The organism is Burkholderia sp. WP42 (assembly GCF_000745665.1).
Taxonomy (GTDB): Bacteria; Pseudomonadota; Gammaproteobacteria; order Burkholderiales; family Burkholderiaceae; genus Burkholderia; species Burkholderia vietnamiensis.
The window spans coordinates 158,226-183,413 of the sequence record NZ_JQJT01000016.1 but is presented as its reverse complement, the minus strand read 5'-3'; the positions used below and the strand labels follow the sequence as shown (position 1 = coordinate 183,413).

Here is a 25,188-nt window from a genome sequence, read left to right as displayed (position 1 = left end):
AGGAAGATTTGTCTCATTATTTACTTGTAAGACTTGCGCCCGTTCTCCGCAAATTCCCGGAGAGCCGCTCGCAGCTTGCCTGTGAAGCCGGCGAGTCTGGCAAGATAGCGCGTTGTTTTCGCGCGCTTCGGTCCCTGTTTAGTGCACCGGGCTCAACACCGAAGACGCGTGCGAACCCGAAGACTAAGCCAAATCGATCTAACTTAGTTACTTTCCATCAAACAATTTTTGACGACCACTTTTCGGCCTGCTATGGTTCCCCCCACTGAAAACCCGCGGTCAGTTGACGCACCCGCTGCGCTGGGCAGCAAGATTCGCGCGTTGCGCCAACGACTCAAGCGCACGCTCGACGACACCGCTACCGCCGCGGGGATTTCGAAGCCGTTCCTGTCTCAAGTCGAACGCGGGCTCGCGTCGCCGTCGCTGACGTCGCTGGCCGGTATCGCGCAGGCGCTCGGCGTGACGGTGCAGTACTTCGTGGATACGCCGAGCGAGGAGCGCTCGGTGTGCAGAGGCGAGCAGTTGCGCTTCTTCGGATTCGCCGATTCGGCGAACCTGTTCGCGAGGCTGACCAACGTGACCGAAGGGCGTCAGCTCGAGGCGATCCTCGTGCGGATGCCGCCGGGGCAGAAACGGTCGGAAGTGACGACGCATGCGGGAGAGGAATTCCTGTATGTGATTGAAGGGGAAGTGTCGCTGACGCTGGAAGGCAAGACCTTCGTCCTGCAGGCCGGCGACAGTTCGCACTACCAGTCGACGGTTCCGCACAGCTGGGTCAACACCGCGAAGGTGGAGTCGGTGGTGGTCTGGGTCGGTACGCCGCGGCTGTTCTAACGCACAGGTATTCCTTCGTTGCTTCGACGGGATGCCTGTCGAAAGAAACTTAAGGAATACTGAAATGCAAAACGGGAATCACGGGCCTCCTCGATCGCTGCACCCGTCAGCGTCTCACGCGTAAGCCGCGGCATCCGCCGCGCCACGCTCGCCGAACAACTTTCTCAAGACTGCCACGATGAAATCCTTGCATGCCATGTCGGCCGTGCTGGCCGCGCTCGCCCTGACGGTGCCCGCCGCCCACGCCGTGACCGTTCCGTCGAACGTCGCGCTCGCTCCTCAACAGGACCTGACGCGCCAGGTGCCCGCCGAAGTCGAATCGCTCGACCCGGCGCACATCGAGTCGTGGACCGGCAACACGATCGGGCTCGACCTGTTCGAAGGGCTGGCTCGCATCGACGCCGCCGGCCAGGTCGTGCCGGGCGTCGCGCAGTCGTGGGAGCGCAGGACGCCGCAGACCTGGCTGTTCAAGCTGCGTCACGACGCGAAGTGGAGCAACGGCCAGCCGGTGACGGCGGCGGATTTCGTCTATTCGTGGCAGCGGCTCGCCGATCCGAAGACGGGCTCGAAGTACACGATCCTGGTCGAATTCATCAAGAACGCGAAGGACATCATCGGCGGCAAGGCTGCGCCGGCGACGCTCGGCGTGCGCGCGGCCGATCCGTACACGCTCGAGGTGACGACCGACGTGCCGGTCGCGTTCTTCCCCGAGCTGACCGCGATGGCGCCGCTCGCGCCGGTGAGCAAGGACACCGTCGCGAAGTTCGGCGACGCGTGGACGCGTCCGGGCAACCTGGTCAGCAACGGCGCGTACCAGCTCGTCGACTGGCAGCCGAACAACCGCATCGTGATCACCAAGGACGCGAAGTACTGGAACGCGCCGAAGGTCGTGATCAACAAGGTCACCTACCTGCCGATCGAAAGCGACGAGACCGCGATGCGCATGTATCAGGCCGGCCAGATCGACTACAGCTATTCGATTCCGTCGGGCATCTTCCAGCAGGTGAACAAGCAGTTCGGCGGCGAGCTGCGCCAGGGCCTGCAGCTGGCGACGTATTACTACTACCTGAACAACAGCGACGCGGTGCTGAAGGACAAGCGCGTGCGCCTCGCGCTGTCGATGGTGATCGATCGCGACCTGCTCACGTCGAAGCTCACGCAGGCCGGCGAGAAGCCGATGTACGGGCTGATGCCGAACGGCACGAAGGGCGTGCGCCCGTATACGCCGGACTGGGCGTCGTGGCCGATGGCCAAGCGCGTCGCGACCGCCCGGGACCTGCTGAAGCAGGCCGGCTACTCCGACGCGAAGCCGCTGTCGTTCACGCTCACCTACAACACCAACGACCTGCACAAGAAGGTGGCGCTGTTCGCCGCGTCGGAATGGCGCACGAAGCTCGGCATCAACACGAAGCTCGAGAACGTCGAGTTCAAGGTGCTGATGAAGCAACGGCATGACGTCAAGGTGCAGATCGCGCGCGACGGCTGGTTCGCCGACTACAACGACGCGATGACGTTCTTCGACCTGATCCGCTGCGGCAGCGCGCAGAACACCGTCGGCTACTGCAACAAGCAGGTGGACGCGCTGGTCGACGAAGGCAACCAGAAGCTCGACGACGCCGCGCGCACCGCGCTGCTCACGCAGGCGCACGACCTGGCGCTGAGCGACACGCCGATGGTGCCGCTGTTCCAGTACTCGGCCGACCGGCTCGTGAAGTCGTACGTGGGCGGCTACTCGCTGAAGAACGTGATCGACATGCGCGCTTCGCAGGACATGTACCTGATCAAGCACTGAGCGGAGCGATCATGCTGGCCTATGCACTGAGACGCACGTTGTGGGCGGTGCCGACGATTCTCGCCGTCATCACCGTCTGCTACCTGCTGTTGCACTTCACGCCCGGGGGCCCGTTCGATACGGAGAAGCAGCTGTCCGCGGCGACGCTCGCGAACCTGAATGCGAAGTACCACCTCGACGCGCCGCTGTGGAAGCAGTACCTGCTGTATCTCGGCTCGCTGCTGCACGGCGATCTCGGCCCGTCGTTCCGTTACGTCGACTGGTCGGTGAACGATCTCGTGAAGAAGGCGCTGCCCGTGAGTCTCGGCGTAGGCGGCGTGTCGATCCCGATCTCGATCGTGATCGGCGTGCTGCTCGGCACCGTCGCGGCCGTGCGCCGCGACAGCGTGATCGACCGCTTCGTGATGCTGCTCGGCAACTTCGGCAACGTCGTGCCGCCGTTCGTGCTCGGCCCGGTGCTGGTGTGGATCTTCGCGATCCTGCTGAAGACGTCGGCCGGCAACGGCTGGCTGCCGGCCGGCGGCTGGGGCGACGGCGGCTGGCAGTACCGGCTGCTGCCGATCGTGCTGCTGACCTTCATCAACGTGTCGCTGCTCGCCCGCGTGATGCGCGGCTCGATGATCGAGACGCTGTCGAGCAACTACATCCGCACCGCGCGCGCGAAGGGCCTGCCCGGCTCGACGATCGTGCTGCGCCATGCGCTCAAGCCCGCGCTGATGCCGGTCGTGTCGCTGTTCGGCACCGTGTGCATCACGTCGATCACGGCGGCCGTCGTCACCGAATCGGTGTTCTCGCTGCCGGGCCTCGGGCAACTCGTCGTGAACGGCGCGATCAACCGCGACTACACGCTGGTGCTCGGCCTCGTCGTGCTGACGACCGTCTTCGCCGTGCTGTTCAACCTGCTGGTCGACCTCGCGTACGCGTGGCTCGATCCGCGCATCCGTTACTGAGCGAGGCACTGCGATGACTCCGACCACTCCCGCCGTCGGCCTGCCCGTGCAGACCGACTCGCCGCCGCGTTCGCGCTCGCCGCTGGCGCTCGCGTTCGCGCGCTTCCTCCACAACCGCGCGGCGGTGTTCAGCCTCGTGCTGCTCGCGCTCGTCACGCTCGCCTGTTTCGTCGGCCCGTGGCTGCTCGCGGCCGATCCGGCCGCGAGCGACTGGAGCTCGATCAGCCTGCCGCCGACCTGGGCGAACCAGCACTGGTTCGGCACCGACGAGCTCGGCCGCGACCTGCTCGTGCGCACGCTGATCGGCGGCCGCGTGTCGATCGAGGTCGGCCTGCTCGGCACGCTGGTGTCCGGCCTGTTCGGCGTCGCGTGGGGCGCGACGGCCGGCTTCGCGGGCGGCCGGGTCGACTCCGCGATGATGCGCGTCGTCGACATGATGTATGCGATCCCGTACCTGCTGATCGCGATCCTGATGATGACGCTGTTCGGCCGCTCGTTCCTGCTCGTCGTGCTGACCATCAGCGCGTTCTCGTGGATCGACATGGCGCGCGTCGTGCGCGGCCAGACGCTGTCGCTGCGCAATCGCGAGTTCGTCGATGCGGCGCGCGCGATCGGCGTGTCGCCGACCTCGATCGTGCGGCGTCACATCGTGCCGAACCTGCTCGGCGTGGTGGTCGTGTACGCGACGGTGTCGGTGCCGAGCATCGTGCTGACCGAATCGGTGCTGTCGTTCCTCGGGCTCGGCGTCCAGGAGCCGATGACGAGCTGGGGCGTGCTGATCCAGGACGGCGCGCAGAAACTGGAATCGATGCCGTGGCTGCTGCTGGCCCCGGCCGTCATGCTGTGCGTGACGCTCTACTGCGTGAACTTCGTTGGCGACGGCCTGCGTGACGCGCTCGACCCGAAGGATCGCTGAGATGTCAGTGTTGCTTGAAGTAGAAAACCTCGGCGTGCGCTTCTCGCGCAAGGACGCCGCGCCGATCGACGCCGTGAACGGCGTGTCGTTCTCGCTGGAAGCCGGCAAGACGCTCGGCATCGTCGGCGAATCGGGCTCGGGCAAGAGCCAGACCGTGATGGCGCTGCTCGGGCTGCTGGCCGCGAACGGCACGACGACGGGCGCCGCGCGTTACCGCGGCGACGATCTGCTCGCGATGGACACGCGCGCGCTGAACGCGGTGCGCGGCGACCGCATCGCGATGATCTTCCAGGATCCGATGACGTCGCTGAACCCGTTCCTGACGATCGAGCGGCAGATGACCGAGACGCTGCAGCTGCATCGCAAGCTGTCGCGCAAGGACGCGACGCGACGCGCGATCGACGCGCTCGAAGCGGTGCGGATTCCGGACGCCGCGCGCCGCATCCGCATGTATCCGCACGAGTTCTCCGGCGGCATGCGTCAGCGCGTGATGATCGCGATGGCGCTGCTGTCCGAGCCGGAGATCCTGATCGCCGACGAGCCGACCACCGCGCTTGACGTGACCGTGCAGGCGCAGATCATCGACCTGCTGCGCGAGCTGAACCGCGAGCGCGGCACGGCGATCGTGCTGATCACGCATGACATGGGCGTGGTCGCCGGCCTCGCGGACGACGTGATGGTGATGTATGCGGGCCGCACCGTCGAATACGCGCCGGCCGATGCGATCTTCGCGGCGCCGTCGCATCCGTACACGATCGGCCTGCTGAACGCGCTGCCGCGGCTGACCGACGCCGTCGACGCGCCGCTCGTCGCGATCCCCGGCAATCCGCCGATGCCCGGCACCGCGCCGGCCGGCTGCGCCTTCGCGCAACGCTGCACGTACGCGCAGGAGCGCTGCGCCACCGCGCGCCCCGCGCTCGAAACCTACGGCGCGGCGGGTGCGCTGCGCGCGTGCCACCGGCCGCTGGCCGATCTGACGGGAGGTCTGCGATGAGCGCCGCTGAAAGCCGCCATGCCGGCGCAACGGAGACGACGAGCGACACGCTGCTCTCCGTCGACGATCTGAAGGTGCATTTCCGTGTGCCGCTGGGCGGCTATCCGTGGTCGCCGAAGGGCACGCTGCGCGCGGTCGACGGCGTGTCGTTCGACGTGAAGCGCGGCGAGACGGTCGGGCTCGTCGGCGAGTCGGGCTGCGGGAAGTCGACGCTCGCGCGCGCGCTGGTCGGCCTCGTGCCGATGACGGCCGGCACCGTGCGCTGGCGCGGCCAGGCCGTCGCGCCCGATCACCTGCGCGGCACCGCGATGCGTCGCGAAGTGCAGATGATCTTCCAGGATCCGCTCGCGTCGCTCGATCCGCGCATGACGATCGAGCAGATCGTCGCGGAGCCGCTCGTCACGCACCACGCGGGCCTCGGGCGTGCGGAAGTGCGCCGGCGCGTGATCACGATGCTCGAGCGCGTCGGTCTGAACGCGCATCACCTGCTGCGCTATCCGCACGAATTCTCCGGCGGACAGTGCCAGCGCATCGGCATCGCGCGCGCGCTGATCGGCGAGCCGAAGCTCGTGATCTGCGACGAGCCCGTGTCGGCGCTCGACGTGTCGATCCAGGCGCAGATCGTGAACCTGCTGCGCGATCTGCAGCGCGATCTGTCGCTGTCGTATCTGTTCGTCGCGCACGACCTGGCGGTGGTGAAGGCCATCAGCCGGCGCGTGCTCGTGATGTATCTCGGCCGTGTGATGGAGTTCGGCACGCGGCACGACGTGTACGGCGTGCCGCAGCACCCGTACACGAAGGCGCTGCTGGACGCGGCGCCGACGCCGGAGCCGGCGCGCGAGCGTGCTCGCCGTCCGATGCTGCTGGCGGGCGAGATGCCGTCGCCGCTGAATCCGCCGTCCGGTTGCGCGTTTCGTACGCGCTGTCCGGTCGCGATCGACGCATGCGCGCAGGACGTGCCGCAGCCGGAAGTCCGGCCCGGCTCGGCGGCGCGCGTCGCGTGCATCCGGGCGGGCGTCGCGGCGGCGTGATGTGACGCAGCAAACACAACGATGCAGGTCAACAGGGGTAAGGGCGGCGCGAACGATCTTCGTGCGGCGGGTACAGGCGCGTCCGTAGCCGGGCACGCCGGGGGGCCGGAAGCGGACCGCAACCGGCATGGACGACTTCAACACAAGACGAGAATGACGATGAACAAGCAAAAGAAGATCGGGACGGCATCGAAGATGCTGCTTGCATGGGGCTTGCCCGCGCTCGCCGGCGTCACGCTGGGCGGTGTCGCGCGCGCCGACGACGCGGCGCCTGCGCCGCTGACCGTCGCCCAGGCCACGCCGAGCGCAGGGGTCGGCGCCGGCGCGTCGGTTGCGCAGGCAACGACGCCGAACGCCATTGTCAACGCCGAGGCGACCCAGGCCGTCACGCCGCCCGACGAACCGTCTGCCCAGTCGAAATCGAACGGCTTCATCGCCGACAGCCATCTGAACTTCCTGTTCCGCAACTATTCCGACGTGCTCGACAGCAAGGGCGGCCCGCACCGCCACGCGTGGGTCCAGGGCGTGATGGCGAACTTCGAGTCGGGCTACACGACGGGCCTGATCGGCTTCGGCGTGGACGCATCGGTGTATGCGGCGCTGAAGCTCGACGGCGGCGCGGGCGCCGGCAGCATGGTGCACATCGCGAAGGGCGGCGGCGGCGGCAATCAGCTCGCATGGGCCTATCCGGGCATCTACGACGTGAAGGCGCGCATCTCGAACACGGTGATCAAGTACGGTCTGCAGGCCGTCGACAACCCGTTCATGGAGCAGCACGACAACCGCGCGCTGCCGCCGACCTTCCTCGGCGCGACGATCGTCAGCAACGAATTCAAGAACGTGATGCTCGAGGCCGGCAGCTTCACGAAGAACGACGCGCGCGGTCACACCACGCTCACGAACCTGACGACCCAATACGGCGGCACGCGCGTGAACCGCCTGACTTACGTCGGCGGTACTTGGGACTACTCGCCGAATGGCGAAGTCGCGCTGTACGCGAACCAGGCCGACGACGTGTGGCATCAGTACTACGCATCGGTGAAGCACAGCATCGGCAGCGCGGACACCATCAAGTGGACGGGCTTCGGCAACGTCTATTCGACGCACGACACCGGCGACGCGCTGCAGGGCAAGATCGACAACAACGCGTACAGCCTGTCGCTCGCGGCGCAGCACGGGCCGCACGAGCTGCTGCTCGGCTATCAGCAGATCCTCGGCGACCAGTTCTTCGACTACCTGAACGAAACCAACGGCATCTTCCTGACCAACTCGATGGACGTCGACTACAACGCGCCGCACGAAAAGTCGCTGCAGCTGCGCTACACGTTCTACGGCAAGGAAGCGGGGCTGCCGGGCTTCAAGGCGATGATCTGGGGCGTGACGGGCTGGGGCGCGGACGGCAGCGCAGGCGCCGCGAACGATCCGAGCAAGTCGAGCATCTACTGGAGCAACGGTGCGCCGGTGCAGGGCCGTCACCACGAGTTCGGCTTCATCCCGTCGTACACGTTCCAGAGCGGCAAGCTGAAGGACACGAAGGTCACGTTCATCGCGATGTGGCACAACGGTTCGGCCCATTACTCGGACGCGACGAACCGCGAGTATCGCCTCGTGGTGAACCTGCCGCTGCACGCGTTCTGACCGGATGGCGGCCGCGGCGAACGTCGCGGCCGTTTCTCTTGTGAGAGGGCGGCCTGCCGCCGAAGGACGATCAGGCGGGCTTGTGCAATCCGGCGATCGGATCGTTCGCGGCCGGTGTCTCTTCGAGCAGCGACGCGAGTTCGCGGCCCGTGTCGCGCCACGCGTCGAGGCCGCCGCGCAGCGGCAGCGCATCGGTGAAGCCGGCGTCGAGCAGACGCCGCGCCATCAGCGCGGCCGTCACTTCGTTCGGGCACGAGCAGTACACGACGAACTTCTGCGTGAGCGGATAGCGGGCGACGATGTCGTCGATGTGCCGTTCGTCCGCGAACTGCGCGCCCGGGATCGTGAACGGATCGAGCTTGCGGTGCTCGGCCGAGCGGACGTCGAGCACCACCGGCGCGGACGGATCGCGCAGCAGCCGTTCCAGCTCGTCGACGCCGATGCGCGCGCTCGCGAGCTGCCGGATCAGCGCGCGGCGGCGCATCCAGCGCACGGCCGCATAGAGCGCGAGCAGCGCGACGATCACCAGCAGCACCGCGCGGCCGAGCCGGCTCGCGCCGGCGAGCAGCCAGTCGATCTGGCGGTAGAACACGAGGCCCGCGCCGAGCGCGACGATGGTCCACAATGCGGCGCCCAGCGCGTCGTAGCCGGCGAACGTGCGATAGCGCGTGCCGAGCGCGCCGGCCATCGGCACCGATACCAGCGACAGGCCGGGAATGAAGCGTGCTACCGCGAGCACGCGCACGCCGTAGCGGCCGAAGAAACGTTCGGTTTTCCTCACACAGGAATCGCGCGACAGCGACAGCCGGCAGATCGTCTTCAGCGTCGCGCCGCCGTAGCGGCGGCCGGCGACGTACCACACGGTGTCGCCGATCAGCGCGCCGAGCACCGACAGCGCGAGCACCGTCACGACCTGCGAGCCGATCATCGCCGGATGCATGGCGGCCATCGCGCCGAACAGCACGAGCGTCGGCATCGCCGGCACCGGCAGACCGATGGCCGCCGCGAGCACGTTGGCGAACACGAGAAGCGGCCCGTACTGGGCGACGAGGTCACGAAGCATGGCGGCTGCCCGAAAAGGAGCGCGCGGACGACGCGCGGATGCGCCGATTATCGGCCATTTTCAAGCCGACGGCGGGAGAACGACGAAGCGCGCCGAACGGCGCTGCGGACAGGCGGAACGGACGCGGTGAGCCGGCGCGTGGCACGCGGCTCACCGTGGAGATCAGGACGACGTGCGGGCGAGAGAGACGGCGCCGTGATTCTCGCCGGGCAGCTCGGCGCCGTGCGAGCGGATCGCCGCGATCAGTTCGGCCGGCGTGATTTCGTAGCGGACCTCGCGATGAATGCCGGGCTTGCGTTCGTCGATCTCGATCAGCAGCACGCTCTTGCCGTCGGCAGTCGATTCGAGCCGCAGCGAGCGCAATTCGCGGCCGTCGGCCGGGTCGTGTTCGGTGAGCAGGGTCATTGCCCCGGATGAGCCGGTAGTGCGCATCGAACCTATCCTCGTGTCGTGTGTGCGTGGTTGGCGAAGATGTCGTTGTTGAATGCAGCTTGATGGAGTTTAACGCGAACGGGCCGCGACACGGAGCATTTTCGTGGGCGTGAAATGAGGGCTGCACCACCGATCCCTCTGATGTTTGAGCCGCGCGGGGCGGGCGTTCCGGCCGGCTCCGGGCCCGCCGCGCGCGGCGCCCGGCCGGTGTTCGCGGCCGGGCGCACCGCTGCCGTCAGAAGCGCTCGGGCAGCCCCATCGCCGGATCGCTGACCGAGTGACGACCCGTCTCGACGCGGCCGGCCACGCGGCGCGCGAAGCTCGGGTCGCTGTCGGCGGTGACGACGAAGTCGTACCAGTGGCCGGTCGAGTCGAGCTTCCAGTGCAGTTCGTGCTGCGTGCCGCCATGCACCGCCACCGTCCACGTCGTCCCCGTGTCGGCGCCGCGGTCGTGGTCGTCGCTGGCGCCGTGGCCGGACAGCGGGCCGTACGCCCGGTTCGATTTCACCGTGAAGCGCACCGTGTCGCCGCCGTCGTTGCGCAGCCGCAGATGCAGGTTGCCGCTCGCGCCCGCGTAGCCGACCCGGATCTCCGGGTGCGGCGCGCGTGCGCCGGCAAGCTGCGCGAGATCGCCGGTGAAGCGGCGGTGATAGCCGTTCGGGCCGAGCACCCAGAGGTCATATTTACCGGCGTCGTCGGCGCGTGCGGCCCAGTCGCCGCGCAGCGCCTTGCCCGGCTCGACGACGTAGCGGCGCGGCACGCGGTCGAGGTGCAGCTTGTCGTAGACATGGAACACCGCCGCCGCCCGGCCGGTATTCGCGAACTTCAGCGTGACGGTGCCGTTGCCGCCATCGACGTGCGCGCTCGCATGCAGCTCGTACGGCAACGCGCGCGACGGACGCACGCCCACGGCCTGCGCCGGCAGCGACGGCGTGGCGGGCGGCGTGATCTTCGGCGCGGCCTGTTGGGCTGCGCTCAGCGCATCGGCGGCGCTTTTCGTCGTGCGGCCCGCGAGCGTCGGCAGCGGTTCGTCGTTCGGCGTGCGGAAGTTGAACGCGCTGGTCAGGTCGCCGCACACCGCGCGGCGATAGGCGCTGATCTGCGGCTCGACCACGCCGAAGCGTTTTTCGAGGAAAAGCAGCGTCGACGTATGGTCGAACACCTGCGAGTTGACCCAGCCGCCGCGACTCCACGGCGACACGACCCACATCGGCACGCGCGGGCCGGGGCCGTACGGGCGGCCGTCGGCCGCGGGCTGGCTCGAGGTGGCCGGTGCGAAGTCGTGGTATTCGACCGCGACGTCGGCTGCCGCGAGCGTATGGCCGCCGGCGAGCGAGCCGTCGGCGTTGCGCGACGGCACGGCCGGCGACGGCATGTGGTCGAAGAAGCCGTCGTTCTCGTCGTAGTTGACGAGCAGCACCGTCTTGCTCCACACCTCCGGGTTCGCGGTCAGCGCGTCGAGCACGGCCTGCACGTACCACGCGCCCTGCGCGGGGCTCGACGGCCCCGGATGCTCGCTGTACGCCGACGGCGGAATGATCCACGACACTTCGGGCAGCTTGCCGGTGCGGATGTCGTCGCGCAGCGTTTCGAGAAAGCCGTACGGCATCGTGTTGCCGAAGCCTTTCGCGAGCGGGCTCAACGCGTCGTCGATCGTCGGATCGTAGAACGCGCCGGCCGCCGTCACCGGCTGCGTGATGTCCGTCGACGCAACGTACGCCGGCCGGCGTGCGGCCGGCATCTGCTCGATGGCCGCGCGCCAGTGGCGAAAGCTCATCATCTCGTTGCAGCCGAAGTTGTCGATCAGGCTCTGGTAGACCTTCCAGCTCACGCCGGCGTGCTGCAGCCGGTCCGCGTACGTCGTCCACGTCCACCCCTGGCTCGACGGGCCGATGTCGTTGCCGCCGTTGAACTGGTTGTTCAGTGCGGCGACCTTCACGCGGCTGCCGTCGGCCGGGCTGACGCCGTTCGGGCCGTTGGTGCCGCTCCAGTAGAACAGCCGGTTCGCGATCGTGCCGGTGTGCATCCCGCAGTGGTAGTGGTCGCACAGCGTGAACGCATCGGCGAGCGCGCGCTGGAACGGCACTTCGGCCGCATCGTAATAGCCCATCGACAGCGGCGTCTTCGCGTCGGGCCAACGGTTCATGCGGCCGTGATCCCAGGCGGCCTGCGCGTCGGCCCACGTGTGCGGCGTGCCGCCCGCGCGCTGCGCGTTGCCCTGGCTCGCATCGAGGTGGTACGGCGTGATGGTCGCCGCGGGCGTCGCCTTCGTGTAGGTCTGGTGGAACACGTCGCGGCCGTTCGGCGACGGCACCGCGAAGCGATCGCCGTAACCGCGCACGCCCTTGAACGTGCCGAAGTAACCGTCGAACCCGCGGTTCTCCATCATCAGCAGCACGACGTGCTTCACGTCGTTGATCGTCCCCGATTCATGGAAGGCGGGAATCGCGAGCGCGCGGCGAATGCTCGGCGGAAACGCGGTCAGCGCGGCGCCGGCGAGGCCGGCAGTGGCCGTCTGCTGAAGGAATTTACGGCGTGAGGTCATGGCGTTCTGGTCCTGTGATGGCGGGAGCGAGAGTGACGTCGGTGGGGTGCGCGCGGGCGTCGTCCGGGCGCGGACGGGTCGCGATGCGGGTGCGATGGCGCGCATCGGGCCATGCCGCGATTCCGCTTGCCGCGCGCTCGTGATGCGCGGTGCGGAGAGCAGTCTAGGGAGCGCAGATGACGTCGCCATGATGCGGAAATGACATGACGCTCCGTGTGATGGAAGTTGCGGGTGCAACGAGATGGCGGACGTGCGTTACGGTGTCTCGATGGAAGGAAGTTACCGATCCTGCGGTCGCGAGACGGCAGAAATTTCCGATTCGATGCGGGCTTCTTGACGCGATGTCGTTGCGCATGCAACGTATGCGATGGCCTTTGGTCGATGTTTCACTGTCATGAACGACGATGTGCTGCGCGTGGTGGTGGCTGCTGCTCGGTGACACTTCTTTGACGATCGCGCGTGTCATATGCATTCAACGATTCGTTGGTTTTCAACCGATCGCGGCAATCGTATCGTCGACAAATTTGCCGACCGTCGCGACGGGCATCGTCGTGCGATGAACGATGGATGCGATCGTCCGCGGCGCTTCGTGAAGCGACGGCGTAGCGATATGTGCCGCCGGTTCCGGCACGTGCGGCGCCGCCCGATGCGTTCGGTCGTTTCGCCGTGCTTGTTTTCGCTGCGTGGCTTTGCGCAACCGTCTCTTTCCATGGAAGCCGACTCGATGAAAACCGTACTCCGGAACCTGACCGCCGCCTGCCTGATCGTCGTGGCCGGCGCCGCGCTTGCCGTCGACACGCCGCAGCGCGTGGCCGTCGCGGGTGCGCCGAGCGGCGATGCGCATCTGCCGCCCGGCATCGCATGGCAGCAGGGCGACGTCGACGCGGCCTTCGCGCTCGCGAAGCGCACCGGCAAGCCGCTGCTGCTGTACTGGGGCGCGGTGTGGTGCCCGTCGTGCAACCAGGTGAAGTCGACCGTCTTCAGTCAGCAGGCGTTCAAGACGCGCTCGTCGTTGTTCGTGCCGGTGTATCTCGACGGCGATACCGAAAGCGCGCAGAAGCTCGGCGAGCGCTTCAAGGTGCACGGCTATCCGACGATGATCCTGTTTCGGCCCGACGGCACCGAGGTGACGCGGCTGCCGGGCGAAGCCGATCTCGACCGCTACATGCAGGCGCTGTCGCTGGGGATGACGGCCACCCATCCGGTGCGGCAGACGCTCGCGACCGCGCTGAACGAGGGCGCGGCGCTGACGCCGTCCGAATGGCATCTGCTCGCCGATTATTCGTGGGATACCGACGGTGCGCTGCCGGTGCCGCCCGACCGTGTGGCCGTGACGCTGCAGACGCTGTCGCAGCGTGCGCGCGCGGCCGGCGCGACGGCGGACGCCGCGCGTTTCGCGCTGAAGGCGGCGGTGGTCGCGGCGTCGGACGATCCCGCGCAGGCCGGCGCGCTCGACAAGGCCGCGCTCGCCGATGCGCTGCGCGACGTGCTGCGCGATCCGCCGCTCGCGCGTGCGGATTCCGACGTACTCGTCGCGGCGCCGGCCCGCGTGGTCGCGTACCTCGGCGGCGAGCCCGCGCAGCGCACGAAGCTGCGCGGCGCTTACGACGCTGCGCTCGCACGGCTGTCGACGGACGCCACGCTGTCGTCGATCGACCGGCTGATGGCGCTGCATGGCCGCGTGCTGCTCGCGCGCGGCGACGCACGCGACGGCACGCGGCTCGACGCGACCGCGCCCGCGCTGCTCGCCGCTGCGCGCAAGCAGATCGCGGCGTCGGTGCAGGGCGCGGCGAACGCGTACGAGCGGCAGGCGCTCGTCAGCGAAGCGGCCGACACGTTGACCGACGCCGGGCTGTACGACGAATCGGACGCGCTGCTGAAGGCCGAGCTGCCGCGTTCGTCGACGCCGTATTACTTCATGTCGGGACTGGCCGCGAACGCGAAGGCGCGCGGCGACAAGGCGGCGGCGCTGGACTGGTATCGAAAGGCGTACGACGCGGCGAGCGGATCGGCGACGAAATTGCGCTGGGGCGCGACCTATTTCGCGAATGCGGTCGCGCTGGCGCCGGACGATTCGGCGCGGATCGAAGGGATCGCCGCGAGCGTGCTCGCGCAGGCGTCCGGCACGCGCGATGCGTTTTACGGTGCGAACCTGCGGGCGCTGACCAAGGTCGTCACGCAGCTGAAGCGCTGGCGTAGCGACGGCGCGCACGATGCATCGGTCCGGTCGGTCGTGAAGCAGTTCGACGGCGTATGCGCAAAGCTGCCGGCAGGTGATCCGCAGGCGGCGGCGTGCGCGAAACTGCTTCAGCCGGTGAAGGCCTGAGGCTGCGGGCCTGAGGCCGCGATGACGCGCGGCTGGGCGTGCCGGCCGCGTGGTCGCCGCGATTGCTTAGTGGCTGGTTTCGGACGACGGGCTGCCGTCGCTGCCGTACCCGGCATGCTGCTCGCGCGCGATCTTCGCTTCTGCTGAAACGATGCTGGCCGGATAGAACCAGTCGCTCGGCTGGAAGCCGGCTTGCTTCAGCGCTTTCACTTCGGACCGGACCTGCGCGCGCGTGAGCGGCGGGTTCGATTGAGCTTGCGCCTGGGCTTGGACTTCGGCCTGCGCTTGTGCTGCGAGCGGCGCGGATGCGGCTACCGCGATGACGATTGCGGGAAACAGGCGCTTCATGATCGTGAACCTCGATGTGTGCGGCTGGCTGCCAAGCCTGCAAACGATTTCGTCTGATATGGCGGCAGCGGGTGAACCCAGTGTAGGCCGCGCTGCTCGTGGGAAAAATGCGATTGCTCCCAATGCAGTTTTTTGCTGGCGACAACAATGGGCGGGTTAGTTCGGACGAAAGCGGGTGGTGGTGTGCTTGGTGGGCATGCGGGACGGGCGGGATGATCGTTTGCGTCGTGCTGATGATGACAGCGGTGCCCGGCACACCGGGCAATGGCCGCGAAGACGGCGGAAGGCGGGAACGTAAGGCGGAAACGTAGGAAAGCGGGGGGGCAGCGCAGTCCGCACGGCCGGCATCGGCGGCGCCATCAAGCCCCCGATCATGCGCGACGCCGAGCTTGCCGGCCGCGTCGCCACGGCCGACACGAGCCGGGCGGCGCGCGTCTGAACGCCGCCGCCCGATGCTGACGCTTACACGAGGCCCGTGGTGTAGTACACGGCGATCACGAAGAACACCGCGAGTGTCTTGATCACCGTGACCGCGAAGATGTCGCGATACGATTCGCGGTGCGTGAGGCCCGTGACGGCCAGCAGCGTGATGACCGCGCCGTTGTGCGGCAGCGTGTCCATGCCGCCGCTTGCCATCGCGACGACCCGGTGCAGCACTTCCAGCGGAATGTTGGCGGCCTGTGCGCCCTTGATGAACAGGTCCGACATCGCGGCGAGCGCGATGCTCATGCCGCCCGACGCCGAACCGGTGATGCCGGCGAGCGAGCTGACCGACACGGCCGCGTTGACGAGCGGGTTCGGGATGCTCTTGAGCGCATCGCTGACCACCAGGAAGCCCGGCAGCGCCGCAATCACGCCCCCGAAGCCGTATTCGGACGCGGTGTTCATCGCCGCGAGCAGCGCGCCGCCGACGGCGGCCTTCGATCCGACCGCAAAGCGCCCGCTCACGCGCTTGAACGCGGTCAGGATCACCAGCACGATGCCGAGCAGCAATGCGGCTTCGACCGACCAGATCGCGACGACCGTCTTGATCGACGTCGTGACCGGCGCATGCACGCCGGGCAGCACGTCCGGCGCGACCGTGTACGACGCGGCGCCATACCACTGCGGGATCAGCTTCGTGAACGCGAAGTTCGAAACGCCGACGAGGATCAGCGGCAGGATCGCCAGCGCCGGATGCGGCAGCGCAGTTGCTTCGACGCGTTCCGGCTCGTTCACGAGCGACGTGCCGTAGCCTTCGCCCTTCGCCATCGCCGAGCGGCGGCGCCATTCGAGATACGTGAGGCCCACGACGATGATGAACAGCGAGCCGATCGTGCCGAGCGCAGGCGCGGCCCACGCGGTCGTCTTGAAGAACGTGGTCGGGATGATGTTCTGGATTTGCGGCGTGCCGGGCAGCGAATCCATCGTGAACGAGAACGCGCCGAGCGCGATCGCGCCGGGCATCAGCCGTTTCGGAATGTTGCTCTGGCGATAGAGCTCGGCCGCGAACGGATAGACGGCGAACACCACGACGAACAGCGACACGCCGCCATAGGTGAGCAGCGCACACACCACGACGATCACCGCATTGGCACGCGAGCGGCCGATGTAGCGGATCGCCGCATGGACGATCGACTCGGAGAACCCGGACAGTTCGATCACCTTGCCGAATACGGCGCCGAGCATGAACACCGGGAAATAGAGTTTGACGAAGCCGACCATCTTCTCCATGAATATGCCGGAGAAGACCGGGGCGACGGCGGCCGGTTCGGTCAGCAGGACCGCGCCGAGCGCGGCGATCGGCGCGAACAGGATCACGCTGTAGCCGCGATAGGCGGCGAACATCAGGAACGCCAGCGCGGCGAGGACGATCACGAAAGACAAGGGAGTCTCCTAATGGCTTTGGTTTGTTTTCGATCGCGGGACGCGCCGCGGACCGGCTCGGGGTCGTGCAGGTTTCGTGCCATCGGCCGGAGTGCGCCGCCGGGCGGGCGCCCGGCGCAGGCCGGCGGGCCCGCGCCGGCCAATGTCTGAAGATTCTACATAAAACGTCTCGCTCCGGAGACGATGTCCTGCCCGCCGACGCGCGCCAAACGGGGCAGGGCTTTCCCGGACAACGCATTCCGGCAGGTCTCCGAAATGAGATACTGCGTCTCGCTTTGGAGACAGCCGGCCAACGATACATGGAGACGACGACACGATGATGAACGACCTGGCCCGCCTGCCCATCAATTTCGGCGACGTGCTGCGCCGCGCCGCCGAGTCGCTGTTCCGCACGTTCGAGGATTCCAGTGCGGGCACGGTGGTGGTCGATCGCGACGCGCGCGTCGTCTGGATGAACGAGCGGTATGCGGCGCGCTTCGGCTTCGCGGATCCGCAGCAGGCGATCGGCCTCGACTGCGAAGCCGTGATTCCGAATAGTTTGATGCGCGAGGTGGTGTCGACTGGCCAGCCGATTCTGCTTGACATCATGGAGACCGGCCGCGAGCCGCTCGTCGTCACGCGCCTGCCGTTGAAGAACGAGGCGGGCGAGACGGTCGGCGCGATCGGCTTTGCGCTGTTCGATCAACTGAAGACGCTCACGCCGATCTTTTCGCGCTACGCGCAGCTTCAACAGCAGCTGATCGCGACGCAGCGTTCGCTCGCGCAGGCGCGCCGTGCCAAGTACACGTTTGCGAGCTTCGTCGGCACGAGCGCGGCGAGCCTCGAGACCAAGAGGCAGGCACGGCGCGCGGCGCAGGTCGATTCGCCGGTGCTGCTGCTCGGCGAGACGGGCACCGGCAAGGAACTGCTCGCGCATGCGATCCACGCGGCGTCGGCGCGTGCGTTGCAACCGCTCGTGACGGTGAACGTCGCGGCGATCCCCGACACGCTGCTCGAAACCGAGTTCTTCGGCGCGGCGCCCGGTGCGTATACGGGCGCCGATCGCAAGGGGCGCGTCGGCAAGTTCGAGCTGGCCGATCGCGGCACGCTGTTTCTCGACGAGATCGGCGACATGCCGTTGCCGCTGCAGGGGAAGCTGCTGCGGGTGTTGCAGGACAAGGAGTTCGAACCGGTCGGCTCGAACCGGATCGTGCGCGCCGATGTGCGGATCATCGCCGCGACCTCCGCCGATCTGCCGGCGCTCGTCGAGGCCGGCCGCTTTCGCGCCGACCTCTATTACCGCCTCAATGTGCTGACGATTCATGCGCCGCCGCTGCGCGAGCGCGCATCCGACATCGCGGCGCTCGTCTACGCGACGCTCGAGGAACTGGCTGCGCAGCATGGCCGCGCCGCGCATTGCGAACTGACCGACGACGCGCTGCGGATGCTGTGCGCGTATCCGTGGCCGGGCAACGTGCGCGAGCTGCGCAACACGCTCGAGCGCGCACTGATGCTGTCGGACCGTTCGGTGATCGATGCGGCCGCGCTCGCGTCGTTCCTCGGTCCGGTGCGCATGACGGCGGACGGCGTGCCGGCGGGCACGCGGGTTGCGCTGCTGGCGGGCCGGAGCACCACCGATGCCGCGGGCGCCGACGCTGCGCCGTTGGCTTCGTACGCCGACGCATTGGCCGCCTGGGAGCGCCAGTTCCTGACCGACGCCCTTGCGGCGTGCGACGGGAAGGTAACCGAAGCCGCTGCACGAATCGGCATCGGCCGCGCGACGCTGTACAAGAAGATGACGGCGCTCGGAATCGACCGGTGACGACGTAAGCCTGAAGCGAACGGGCTGGCAGCGCGGCGCCCGTGACGCGCCGGGCAGGAGGCAACGATGAAGCGAATCCGTATCGCAGCATGGCTCGCCGCATTGGTGACGGCGTCTTCCTTCGCGCAGTCCGATGCGGAAATACCGGCCGCGCGGCGCAACTGGTACAACGATCCGTTCGTTGCACTGTCGCAGGACTACGCGGAATGTCCGCTGCCGCTCGGCCCGTGGATGACGCACGCCGAGATGGAGGACGACGCGCATTATCGCGTCGAGCGCGGCACCACCTGCTGGCTCGCCCATCGCTGCACGAAGCCGAACTCCTATATGTACGACGAGCCGATTGCCGCGGCGGCGAAAGCGCATTTTTCGGGCAGCGAGCGCCTGCGCGGCACGAGCCTGTGGATCACCGTGCAGCGGCGCTTCATATATGTCGAAGGATGTGCCGAAGCCGCCTTCGACCGGCAAGCGCTGGCACGCGAACTCGGTGCGCTTCCCGACGTCGAGCAGGTGTTCGTTCGCATCGCCGACGATCCGCACCGGGCTTTGCCGTACAGGACGCGCGCCCGTCCCGACCGGGCGCCGGACCGGACGCCCGACTGAACGCGGGGTAACGACGCATGGCATACTCGCGGCATTAAAAAATTGGTTGACGGAAAGAACAATGAAACACATGCTTGCGTCGGTCTGTCGGTGGCCCGGAACGCATTGGCGTCAGGCCGGATTGTTGGTCCTGGTTGCGGGGCTCGGCGGGTGCGGAGGCGGGGCGCCGTTGTTTACGGCGGACGGACGTCCGACTACGCAGGTGCAATGCACCGGCAGCGACTGGAGCAATTGCACGGACAATGCCCGAGCCATCTGCAGCGGGGAATTCGACGTTCTCCAGCAATCGACCGATGACGCTGTGCGAAATCTTCTCTTCGCATGCAAGAAGAAAGGCGATTATTGAGCCCGATACGACCGCACGATGGGACGTAATCGGGTAAAGCGCTTTTCTATTCGCTTGGAGTCGGCTATTTTTCATGAATAACACTCACGGAGTCCCATCCATATGGCGACCTACAGGCAACTGACTGCGCAACTCGAAAGACTTCAGCAAAAGATCGACAAGGAACGCGAAAAGGCGATTGCCGATGCAATTGCCGCCATTCGGGCGAAAATCGAGGAATTCGACATTACGCCGGAAGAGCTCGGTTTCCTCCCGGCCGGCAAGCGCGCCGCCGCGAAGCCGAAGCGCGCGTTGCCGCCGAAGTACCTGAATCCGAAGACGGGCGAAACGTGGAGCGGCCGCGGCCGTGCGCCGGCTTGGCTCGGCAAGAACCGCGCGCGTTTCCTGATCAAGGACTGATTCCCGGAAATCCTCACCTTTCGTGCGGTCACTGACGGTGCGAGCGGCCCCACGGCCCTCGCACCGTTTTGTTTTTGGGCCGCCGACGCGCGATTCGGCATCGCGTATCGAACGGCAACTCCCCGCGATTAAAAGAGCGCGTTTCACACATTCGTCGCGATTGCCGTGGATTTGGCGGCGAATTGCGGTAAACGAGCGCGTAATTCGCGTCGCAAGGCGCACGGCCATTTGCGATCTTCGCGGTGCTGACGTGCAGCGCGCACGCATCACCGCTCGCGCATTGCGCCGCCTCGCGATAGGGCTCCCGAATCTGCTCACCATGGCTCCTGTAAATCCTCACCTCTGACGGATGCGCCGCGCCGTCGCGTGTCGCCCACTGCGCTCGTTGCAATGTGTGAATGCGTCGAGTGCAAGCGCATGTTGCCGGCCTTGATGCGCATCGCACAGTCGGCCGATCGGCATATAGGCAGCCGCATCCGGTTCGCCTATGCTTGGAGTTCGCGTCGCCCGGCGCGTGGCCATTCGGGCCGTGCACCGGCCGGGCCGTCTTTCGTTACCGTATGGAGTCGATGTGACCGTTCGCCATCTCGATGCGTTGTTTCAGCCCAAGTCCGTTGCGGTCGTCGGCGCATCGTCGCGCGCGGGCAGTGTCGGCGCGATGGTATGGGCGCGCGTGCTCGACGGCGGGTTCGAAGGGCCCGTGTGGCCCGTCAATCCGAAGTACCGAGAGCTCGGCGGGCACACTGTGATCGGCGATGTCGAGCGGCTCCCCGCGCCGCCGTCGGTCGCCGTGATCTGCACGCCGCCCGCCACGTGGGCCGGCATCGTGCATAAGCTCGGCGAACTGGGTACACGTGCGGCGGTGATCGTCGGCGATGCACGAACCGACGCCGATCGCGCCGCACTCGACCGGGCGCTCAAGGCCGCGAAGCCGTTCGTGCTCCGTATCGTCGGGCCCGGCAGTCTCGGCGTGCTGTCGCCCGCGCGGCATGCACATTTCGGCGCACCGGCCTATACGGCGCGCTCGGGCGGCGTCGCGTGGGTGTCGCAATCGAACGCGCTGACCAATGCGGTGCTCGGTTGGGCCAACGCGCGCGGGCTCGGCTTCTCGCATGTCGTCGCGCTCGGCAGCGAGGCCGACGTCGATGCCGGCGACGTGCTCGACTACCTCGCCAGCGATCCCGGCACGCGCGCCATCCTGCTCGAACTCGATACCGTGTGCGCCGCGCGCAAGTTCATGTCGGCGGCGCGCGCGGCCGCGCGCAACAAGCCGGTGCTCGCGCTGCGTACCGGGCGCGGCGATCCGGGCGACGCACTGTATACGGCGGCTTTCCAGCGCGCTGGGATGGTCCGCGTCGATGCGCTCGACGATCTGCTCGACGAGATCGAGACGCTCGGCGTCGGGCGCGTCACCGCGCGCGGCGCGGCAACCCTCGTGACCAGCGATGCGGGCGTCGCGAAACTCGCGGTCGATGCGGTCGCGCAGGTGCGCGACGTGCTGGCCAACTGGCCGGAAGCGGTGACGTCGGCGGTGTCGGCCGCGCTGCCGCACGTTGCGGTGCCCGGCAACCCGCTCACGCTGGGCGACGACGCGCGTCCCGAGCATTTCGGCGCGGCCGTCAAGGCGCTCGCACCCTACTCGCAAACGGGCACGCTGTTCGTCGTCCATTCGACGTCTCACAGCGCGCCGGCCGAGGCCGTTGCGCGCACGTTGATCGAAGCGCGGCAGCATGCGCATCGCGGCATCCTCGCGTGCTTCTTCGGCGCGGTCGATGCGGCGACGCGCGATGCGCTGCACGCGAACGGCATTCCGGTGCACACGACGCCGCAGCGGCTCGCGCGCGCCTATGCGCGGCTGGTCGACTACAACCTCGGCCGTGAACTGCTGATGCAGACGCCCGAAGGTACGCCACTGCAACCGGCCGAGCGTGTCGCGTCCGCGCAGGCTGACGCACGCCGCATGGTCGAAGCCGGCGAACACGAGCTGGCCGGCGAAGCGGCGCTGCACTGGCTGTCACGCTTCGGCTTGCATGGCGAGCCGGACGAGCCGTCGGCCGGCGCGAAGGTCGTCGACGTGACGATCGAGATGTACGACGATTCGAATTTCGGCCCGGTGTTCCGCTATGCGGTGCCGCCGGCCGACGGCGTATCGGCGCCGCTCGTTGTGTACGGGTTGCCGCCGCTGAATACGGTGCTTGCGCGCGCGGTGATGGAGCGTTCGCCGTATGCCCGCCGCGCTCCGGTCGAGCCCACGCTGGGCGCGCTGACGGCGCTGTCGCAGGCCGTGTGCGACGTGCGCGAGGTCGTCGCGATGTCGGTCACGCTGCGCGTGCTGTCCGACCGCACGTATGTGGTTGCGCCGCGCATCACGCTCGCGGCCGGGCGCAGCAGGCTCGCGATCATGCCGTATCCGCGTCACCTTGAGCAGACGCTCGAATGGCGCGGCGAAACGGTGACCATCCGTCCGATTCGTCCTGAAGACGAGGATGCGCACAAGGAGCTCCTCGGCGCGATGACGCCGGACGATCTGCGGATGCGCTTCTTCGGCGCGGTACGCAGCTTCGACCATTCGCAGGTCGCGCGCATGACACAGATCGACTACGACCGTGAGATGGCCTTCATCGTGGCGCTCACCGACGCATCAGGCCGGTCGCATACGCTCGCGGTGGCGCGCGCGGTTGCCGATCCCGACAACGAGACGGCCGAGTTCGCGATCGCGGTGCGGCCCGATCAGAAGGGCAAGGGGCTCGGGCGGCTGATGATGATGCGCATCATCGAATACGCACGGTCGCGCGGCACCGCGTGGATGGTGGGCGAGGCGCTGCGCGAGAACACGGCGATGATCTCGCTCGCGAAGTCGTGCGGGTTCGCGGTGTCGCCGACGGAGGAGCCTGGCGTGGTCGGATTCAAGATGAAGCTGCAACCGTAGTCGCGAGGCGTCGAGTGTCGAAAAGTATGTGGGTATCGCGTGCAGTTGGCACCGGCGCGTGCGATGTCGGCCATGCGTGCGTCGTCGGTGCGGCGGTTCGTCTGGGCGAATGTTCTCGGCTGTGGCGATCGGAACGAGCATGGGAGCCGTTTCGGCGGCTCGCCTCCAAAACAAGGCAGAACGCAGCGGGGTTTTCGTTTCCACGATGGTGTGTGCCGAATCTATAGGCGCGTGCCGTATCCCGGTCAATTTCGCGGCGTATCGGTGTGCACGTGCTGTATGTCGCATGCATCGCCAGCCTGAAAAAACTCAAAGGTGAGGCTTTACGGGAGCCTTCACGTGAGCTTTTCCGGGAGACGCTTGGTGAGTCGATACGGGAGCTGTCGGTGAGCCTTCCCGGGAACTGTCGGTGAGCCCTTTCAGGAAGGCCTGGTGAGGCTTTTCGGGAGTGAATGGAGAGCGTCTGTGCGAGGTGCCGGAGAGGACGTTCGGACCGCCGGATTGGTGCCGCCAGTGGCTTGAGGTGAGCGTTTTCGGGAGGCTGAAGTGAGTCTTTTCGGGACCTTGAGCGACCAGCGCTCGGGCTGACGCGGCGCCGGCAGGTACCGGTGCCGCACCGATGCGGCCGCGTGCGATGTGTGCGTCGCATGCGCCGCGAAGCGTGCCAATGCGCTGCGCGCTTCCGCGATTGCACGCAGCGGGCGGGCGACTGCCCTTACACGGCGAGCTTGGTCGCCGCGTCGCTCACCTGGTCGCGCGTGATCGCGAGTTCGTCGAGGTGGGCGTCCGCATAGACGCCGCCGGTTTCGCGCTCGAGGCGAGCAATCGTCAGCGCGCAGCGCGCAGTGTCCTTCGGCATCGCGATGAAGCGCTTGACCGACTCGCCGGACGTGAACGCGTCGAACAGCGCGGCTCGCACGTCGTCGGGGAGCGTCTTGGTCCATTGGTACGGCTTGCCGTTGAACGTGATCGACGGCGGCAGCGTCCGTTCCTTCTTGGTGGCCGTGATGAGGCCGTAGGTGCGCGCGGCCTCGCCGATCTGCTCGGGCGAGAAGAGTTCGTCGGGCGTGATGTCGAACTGCTCGATATAGCTTTCGATCGCCAGCATCGCCGCGGCGCGATCGTCGCGCTTCTTCTGCGCGCGCGCGACGATGTCGCGCAGTTCGTCCGCTTCGTCGGGCGTGATCGTGAAGCTTGCCTGCTTCTGCTGAAGTTCGGAGAAACGCTGGAATTCTTGATCGTTCAGAAGTTTGGCCATGACATTCATCGGATACGGAGGCCGCAACTGCCGGCCGCCGTCGTTTTTGAGAGGGCCGTTATTCTAGCGTAGCGCCGGACGCGCAGTACTTGCGCGTCCGGGAACGATCGTCCGAATGCTGGCGGGAACAGGCGCCGTATCGCCGTGCATCGTATCGGCGCGGCTCGCCCGGTCGAACCGGCGAACCGGCGAACGCCCGAACGCCCGAACGCCCGAACGCCCGAACGACCGCTCAACCGCTCAACCGCTCAACCCACCCACCGCCCTTTACGCCGTCCCCCCCATTCACCGACTCCCCGCCCGCCACATCGACAACTGACCGGCCGTCTCCCGCAGCCTTGCCGCGACCGCGTCAGCCGACGGCGCCGTGTGCGCATCGATCCGGCGCATGTACGGGCAGGTCAGCACGGCGATCGAATGACCCGACGGGCCGACGATCGGTGCGCTCAGATCGGTGACGCCATACGCCTGGCGGCTGTCCTGCCGCAAGTAGCCGGACTGCCGAATGGCATGACATACCTGCGCGAGCTCCTGTTCGTCGATCGGCGCTTCGCCCTTGACCTTGCGATGCTCGGCCAGCATGTGCGCGCGCTGCTCGGTGCTCTGGAACGACAGCATCACGCGTCCCGACGCCGTATCGGCCAGCGCGATGCGCGAGCCGAGCCGCACCGACACACACCACGGCCCGGGGCCGTCGACCTGCGCGATCACGAGCAGGTTGCCGTGATCGTAGACGGTCAGATGGCACGACTGTTCGGCTGCGTCAGCGAATCGATGCATCAGCGGCAACGCCTCCGCGATCAGCCGACTCATAGGTGGATGCCGGTGTGCAAGTGCGAACAGCTTCAGACTCAGCGTGTAGCGGTCGCCGCCGCTCGAGCGCATCACGTAGCGGCGCGCGACGAGCCGCTCGAGCATCCGGTAGATCTCGCTCGCGTTGCGGCCAAGTTCCCTCGTGATTTCGGTGCGGGTCAATCCTTCCTTTTGTTCCGACAGGAGCTCGAGAATGTCGAGGCCCTTGTCGAGCGCAGGCGCGCGATAGCGGTCGGCTGCGCCCGTCGACTCCAGTGCGTCGCTGTTGGAGAGCGGGTTGTCAGTAGTTAGCGTCATGTGTAGG

21 protein-coding genes are annotated in these 25,188 nt (G+C 67.3%); 13 read left to right on the top strand and 8 right to left on the bottom strand.

Features of this window, described 5'->3' with window-relative positions; genetic code table 11:
* Positions 1–252: 252 nt before the first annotated feature.
* The 7 genes from EX20_RS09870 to EX20_RS09840 all read left to right on the top strand — a co-directional run bounded on the left by EX20_RS09870 (position 253) and on the right by EX20_RS09840 (position 8,155).
* A complete protein-coding gene (locus EX20_RS09870; RefSeq protein ID WP_011881052.1) occupies positions 253–834 on the top strand; it encodes a cupin domain-containing protein in 582 nt (193 codons plus the stop codon).
* 178 nt (positions 835–1,012) lie between these two features.
* On the top strand, positions 1,013–2,626 hold the full coding sequence (locus tag EX20_RS09865; protein WP_034193411.1) for a peptide ABC transporter substrate-binding protein: 1,614 nt from the start codon (positions 1,013–1,015) through the stop codon (positions 2,624–2,626).
* An 11-nt stretch (positions 2,627–2,637) separates the two neighbouring features.
* A complete protein-coding gene (locus tag EX20_RS09860; protein WP_011881050.1) occupies positions 2,638–3,576 on the top strand; it encodes an ABC transporter permease subunit in 939 nt (312 codons plus the stop codon).
* A 13-nt stretch (positions 3,577–3,589) separates the two neighbouring features.
* Positions 3,590–4,492 carry an ABC transporter permease gene (locus EX20_RS09855; RefSeq protein WP_011881049.1) on the top strand — a complete coding sequence of 301 codons (903 nt, stop codon included), beginning with the start codon at positions 3,590–3,592 and terminating at the stop codon, positions 4,490–4,492.
* 1 nt (position 4,493) lies between these two features.
* Positions 4,494–5,486 carry an ABC transporter ATP-binding protein gene (locus tag EX20_RS09850; protein ID WP_014724175.1) on the top strand — a complete coding sequence of 331 codons (993 nt, stop codon included), beginning with the start codon at positions 4,494–4,496 and terminating at the stop codon, positions 5,484–5,486.
* Positions 5,483–6,517, top strand: a complete 1,035-nt coding sequence (locus tag EX20_RS09845) for an ABC transporter ATP-binding protein (protein ID WP_014724174.1) — start codon at positions 5,483–5,485, stop codon at positions 6,515–6,517. Before EX20_RS09850 ends, EX20_RS09845 begins: the two co-directional genes overlap by 4 nt.
* Before the next feature lie 159 nt (positions 6,518–6,676).
* A complete protein-coding gene (locus EX20_RS09840) occupies positions 6,677–8,155 on the top strand; it encodes an OprD family porin (protein WP_034193448.1) in 1,479 nt (492 codons plus the stop codon).
* Positions 8,156–8,225: 70 nt separating this feature from the next.
* On the opposite strand, the gene EX20_RS09835 is transcribed toward EX20_RS09840, so the two are convergent.
* The 4 genes from EX20_RS09835 to EX20_RS31840 all read right to left on the bottom strand — a co-directional run bounded on the left by EX20_RS09835 (position 8,226) and on the right by EX20_RS31840 (position 12,892).
* The gene (locus tag EX20_RS09835) at positions 8,226–9,218 is read right to left on the bottom strand and encodes a DedA family protein/thiosulfate sulfurtransferase GlpE (RefSeq protein ID WP_034193410.1); all 993 of its coding nucleotides are present in this window, start codon (positions 9,216–9,218) and stop codon (positions 8,226–8,228) included.
* Positions 9,219–9,380: 162 nt separating this feature from the next.
* Positions 9,381–9,650 carry a hypothetical protein gene (locus EX20_RS09830; RefSeq protein ID WP_011881044.1) on the bottom strand — a complete coding sequence of 90 codons (270 nt, stop codon included), beginning with the start codon at positions 9,648–9,650 and terminating at the stop codon, positions 9,381–9,383.
* A gap of 235 nt (positions 9,651–9,885) precedes the next feature.
* A complete protein-coding gene (locus EX20_RS09825; protein WP_034193409.1) occupies positions 9,886–12,195 on the bottom strand; it encodes a phosphocholine-specific phospholipase C in 2,310 nt (769 codons plus the stop codon).
* Between the two features lie 490 nt (positions 12,196–12,685).
* The gene (locus tag EX20_RS31840; protein WP_014724170.1) at positions 12,686–12,892 is read right to left on the bottom strand and encodes a hypothetical protein; all 207 of its coding nucleotides are present in this window, start codon (positions 12,890–12,892) and stop codon (positions 12,686–12,688) included.
* A gap of 27 nt (positions 12,893–12,919) precedes the next feature.
* Between EX20_RS31840 and EX20_RS09815 the strand changes: the two genes are divergently transcribed.
* A complete protein-coding gene (locus tag EX20_RS09815; RefSeq protein WP_034193447.1) occupies positions 12,920–14,521 on the top strand; it encodes a thioredoxin family protein in 1,602 nt (533 codons plus the stop codon).
* Between the two features lie 66 nt (positions 14,522–14,587).
* On the opposite strand, the gene EX20_RS09810 is transcribed toward EX20_RS09815, so the two are convergent.
* On the bottom strand, positions 14,588–14,869 hold the full coding sequence (locus EX20_RS09810) for a DUF4148 domain-containing protein (RefSeq protein WP_034193407.1): 282 nt from the start codon (positions 14,867–14,869) through the stop codon (positions 14,588–14,590).
* Between the two features lie 462 nt (positions 14,870–15,331).
* Positions 15,332–16,735 carry a GntP family permease gene (locus EX20_RS09805; RefSeq protein WP_011881038.1) on the bottom strand — a complete coding sequence of 468 codons (1,404 nt, stop codon included), beginning with the start codon at positions 16,733–16,735 and terminating at the stop codon, positions 15,332–15,334.
* Positions 16,736–17,051: 316 nt separating this feature from the next.
* On the opposite strand from EX20_RS09805, the gene EX20_RS09800 reads away from it, so the two are divergent.
* The 5 genes from EX20_RS09800 (at position 17,052) to EX20_RS09785 (ending at position 22,813) form a co-directional block, all read left to right on the top strand.
* The gene (locus EX20_RS09800) at positions 17,052–18,536 is read left to right on the top strand and encodes a sigma-54 interaction domain-containing protein (RefSeq protein ID WP_034193406.1); all 1,485 of its coding nucleotides are present in this window, start codon (positions 17,052–17,054) and stop codon (positions 18,534–18,536) included.
* A 66-nt stretch (positions 18,537–18,602) separates the two neighbouring features.
* Positions 18,603–19,139: a BON domain-containing protein gene (locus EX20_RS09795; RefSeq protein ID WP_034193405.1), complete on the top strand. Its 537-nt coding sequence runs from the start codon at positions 18,603–18,605 to the stop codon at positions 19,137–19,139.
* 61 nt (positions 19,140–19,200) lie between these two features.
* Positions 19,201–19,485, top strand: coding sequence for a hypothetical protein (locus EX20_RS33245; protein WP_011881035.1), 285 nt, complete (start codon positions 19,201–19,203; stop codon positions 19,483–19,485).
* A 102-nt stretch (positions 19,486–19,587) separates the two neighbouring features.
* The gene (locus EX20_RS09790; RefSeq protein ID WP_011881034.1) at positions 19,588–19,884 is read left to right on the top strand and encodes an H-NS histone family protein; all 297 of its coding nucleotides are present in this window, start codon (positions 19,588–19,590) and stop codon (positions 19,882–19,884) included.
* Between the two features lie 571 nt (positions 19,885–20,455).
* Positions 20,456–22,813 (top strand): GNAT family N-acetyltransferase, encoded by a 2,358-nt coding sequence (locus tag EX20_RS09785; RefSeq protein ID WP_034193404.1) that lies wholly within the window; start codon positions 20,456–20,458, stop codon positions 22,811–22,813.
* Positions 22,814–23,528: 715 nt separating this feature from the next.
* Here the strand turns inward: EX20_RS09785 and EX20_RS09780 are convergent.
* The gene (locus tag EX20_RS09780) at positions 23,529–24,080 is read right to left on the bottom strand and encodes a hypothetical protein (RefSeq protein WP_011881030.1); all 552 of its coding nucleotides are present in this window, start codon (positions 24,078–24,080) and stop codon (positions 23,529–23,531) included.
* A 276-nt stretch (positions 24,081–24,356) separates the two neighbouring features.
* Positions 24,357–25,181, bottom strand: coding sequence for an IclR family transcriptional regulator (locus EX20_RS09775; protein WP_034193403.1), 825 nt, complete (start codon positions 25,179–25,181; stop codon positions 24,357–24,359).
* Positions 25,182–25,188 lie beyond the last annotated feature (7 nt).

Excerpts from the sequence above, each read along its gene's own strand:
- EX20_RS09870 (WP_011881052.1), top strand. The coding sequence starts at position 253 with ATGGTTCCCCCCACTGAAAACCCGCGGTCAGTTGACGCACCCGCTGCG.
- EX20_RS09865 (WP_034193411.1), top strand. The coding sequence starts at position 1,013 with ATGAAATCCTTGCATGCCATGTCGGCCGTGCTGGCCGCGCTCGCCCTG.
- EX20_RS09860 (WP_011881050.1), top strand. The coding sequence starts at position 2,638 with ATGCTGGCCTATGCACTGAGACGCACGTTGTGGGCGGTGCCGACGATT.
- EX20_RS09855 (WP_011881049.1), top strand. The coding sequence starts at position 3,590 with ATGACTCCGACCACTCCCGCCGTCGGCCTGCCCGTGCAGACCGACTCG.
- EX20_RS09850 (WP_014724175.1), top strand. The coding sequence starts at position 4,494 with ATGTCAGTGTTGCTTGAAGTAGAAAACCTCGGCGTGCGCTTCTCGCGC.
- EX20_RS09845 (WP_014724174.1), top strand. The coding sequence starts at position 5,483 with ATGAGCGCCGCTGAAAGCCGCCATGCCGGCGCAACGGAGACGACGAGC.
- EX20_RS09840 (WP_034193448.1), top strand. The coding sequence starts at position 6,677 with ATGAACAAGCAAAAGAAGATCGGGACGGCATCGAAGATGCTGCTTGCA.
- EX20_RS09835 (WP_034193410.1), bottom strand. The coding sequence starts at position 9,218 with ATGCTTCGTGACCTCGTCGCCCAGTACGGGCCGCTTCTCGTGTTCGCC.
- EX20_RS09830 (WP_011881044.1), bottom strand. The coding sequence starts at position 9,650 with ATGCGCACTACCGGCTCATCCGGGGCAATGACCCTGCTCACCGAACAC.
- EX20_RS09825 (WP_034193409.1), bottom strand. The coding sequence starts at position 12,195 with ATGACCTCACGCCGTAAATTCCTTCAGCAGACGGCCACTGCCGGCCTC.
- EX20_RS09815 (WP_034193447.1), top strand. The coding sequence starts at position 12,920 with ATGAAAACCGTACTCCGGAACCTGACCGCCGCCTGCCTGATCGTCGTG.
- EX20_RS09810 (WP_034193407.1), bottom strand. The coding sequence starts at position 14,869 with ATGAAGCGCCTGTTTCCCGCAATCGTCATCGCGGTAGCCGCATCCGCG.
- EX20_RS09800 (WP_034193406.1), top strand. The coding sequence starts at position 17,052 with ATGATGAACGACCTGGCCCGCCTGCCCATCAATTTCGGCGACGTGCTG.
- EX20_RS09795 (WP_034193405.1), top strand. The coding sequence starts at position 18,603 with ATGAAGCGAATCCGTATCGCAGCATGGCTCGCCGCATTGGTGACGGCG.
- EX20_RS33245 (WP_011881035.1), top strand. The coding sequence starts at position 19,201 with ATGAAACACATGCTTGCGTCGGTCTGTCGGTGGCCCGGAACGCATTGG.
- EX20_RS09790 (WP_011881034.1), top strand. The coding sequence starts at position 19,588 with ATGGCGACCTACAGGCAACTGACTGCGCAACTCGAAAGACTTCAGCAA.
- EX20_RS09780 (WP_011881030.1), bottom strand. The coding sequence starts at position 24,080 with ATGAATGTCATGGCCAAACTTCTGAACGATCAAGAATTCCAGCGTTTC.
- EX20_RS09775 (WP_034193403.1), bottom strand. The coding sequence starts at position 25,181 with ATGACGCTAACTACTGACAACCCGCTCTCCAACAGCGACGCACTGGAG.